The organism is Streptomyces sp. NPDC026417, from assembly GCF_055567695.1.
The window spans coordinates 1-1,792 of record NZ_JBVHPY010000115.1 but is presented as its reverse complement, the minus strand read 5'-3'; the positions used below and the strand labels follow the sequence as shown (position 1 = coordinate 1,792).

The 1,792-nt window shown below is 65.0% G+C and carries 2 protein-coding genes and 1 pseudogene; 1 reads left to right on the top strand and 2 read right to left on the bottom strand.

Annotated features, from left to right (window positions below):
* Nucleotides 1–204: pseudogene (locus ACZ4NT_RS39280) on the bottom strand (IS630 family transposase); the annotation flags it as partial.
* 386 nt (nt 205–590) lie between these two features.
* Nucleotides 591–968 carry a hypothetical protein gene (locus tag ACZ4NT_RS39275; protein WP_467730220.1) on the bottom strand — a complete coding sequence of 126 codons (378 nt, stop codon included), beginning with the start codon at nt 966–968 and terminating at the stop codon, nt 591–593.
* Nucleotides 969–1,154: 186 nt separating this feature from the next.
* On the opposite strand from ACZ4NT_RS39275, the gene ACZ4NT_RS39270 reads away from it, so the two are divergent.
* On the top strand, nt 1,155–1,792 hold a 638-nt coding region (locus ACZ4NT_RS39270), incomplete at its 3' end, for a Tn3 family transposase (protein WP_467730218.1).

Sequence of the window (1,792 nt, the reverse complement as noted above, 5' to 3'; positions counted from 1 at the left end):
GTCTTGGTCCAGATGAAGGGCTTGGTCGGTGTTCCATGCGGCGATCCAGGTGCGGATGTCCTTCTCGAGGGCCTGGACGCTCTGGTGCATGCCACGTCGGATCTGCTTGTTCGTCAGTTCCGCGAACCACCTCTCCACAAGGTTGAGCCAGGATGAACCGGTGGGCGTGAAGTGCGGTTGGAAACGGGGGTGGGCGATCAGCCACGTCGTAGCGGATGTGCAGTCGATTGAACTGTGGAGTTAGGCGAAGGTATGCTCGACGACCCAGCGTGTTTGGCCCAGGCCGGAGTCGTGTGGGGTGCCGCGTCGGGCGAACTTCGGCGTGATGCCTCGCGGCTCGCAGGAGGCGTCGGTGCTTGTCGCAGTCGTAGCCGCGGTCGGCGAATAGCCAGAGCGCCTAACGCCGGGTTTCACGGCTCCCGCCGCCTGCAACGATGCAGCGACATCCACGAAGAGTCTTCGGGATCGCGCTCTGCCTGATCACCTACGCCACGCCCAACGGCGGCGCTACGGACAGTTGGACGATGTTGCGTTTGCCTCCTGATGCCTGACGGGCTGGGCGGCCACCAGCGGCGTGGGAGACCTGTACTTCAGTCCGGCAGGCAGGAGCGAAATCGGCGAAGCAGTTCGCGGGCGGCAGGGCTCTCGGCGTCGAAGGTCTGGCCTTGCTGTTCGACAGGAAGGTCCGGCCCCCAGATGCGGGCACCGTGACAGCGGAAGCAGAAGGCGATCTCGAAGAGCTGGTCGGTGAAATTGTGCGCCCGGATGCCCCAGCCGGGAAGGAAGCAGCGGTACAGCTCACTGCCAGGTAGATTGGCAATCAGAGATAGGGCCTGCTGGGCCTGGTCTCCCCTCCAGACCGCGGCAGTATCGCCCGCCAGGTCCTCAGAGCTGATGTGCCTGGCGGGATCGGTGATACGGACGACCTCGATGAGCTCGATCATCCCATGGGGCAGCGGCAGCAGCATGCTCCCAGACTCTCCGATTGCGACGTCGCTGACCAGGGACGGCCAGAAGGCAAGGCTTCCGGTGCCCCATGGGAAGCTGACGATAGCAGAGCAGTTCCCGCATGATGCGCTGGCGTTTCAGCAGGGTCGCGTTGCCCTCACTGGCCGGCGCGCCACTGAACCGAGCTGAAACCGACCACCGTGCACGTGGATACGCAGGGCCAGAGCTTCCCTGTCTTCGCGCTCGCGCACCTGCTGGGTTTCGACCTGATGCCCAGGATCAGGAACTGGAAGGACCTGACCTTCTACCAGCCCACGAAGCGGAGCGAGTACGTGCACATCGAGGCCCTGTTCGGAGAGCCCGGTCGCAACGTTATCGACTTCGACCTGATCGAGTCCCAGTTCCGGCACCTGATGCGAGTGGCCGTCTCCGTGCGCGAGGGCGCCATCTCCTCCACCCTGCTGCGGCGCCTACGGGCGGGCTCGCGCAAGAACGCGGCGTACACCTTCCGCGAGGTCGGCCGCGTAATCCGCACCGTCCAACTGCTGTGGTACCTGTCGGACGCGCCGCTTCGCCGGCGGGTGACCGCGCGACGAACAAGGTCGAGGCGGAACCGGCGACGAACAGGAGAGGACGGCCCCCTGCCTTGTGATGTCCCACAGCCCACGCGCCACTTCACCGGCAACCGCCTGTTCGAAATGAGGGAACTGCGGGCAAGGATCCGTGACGTCGATGAGCAGCTCGTGGGCTTCGGTGACGCTCGGGCATGCACCGAACGGCCGCCCCGATTCGTCGGGCGTGAGGGCGTGCTGCACGGCGTTGTCGACGAGAACGAGCAATACGT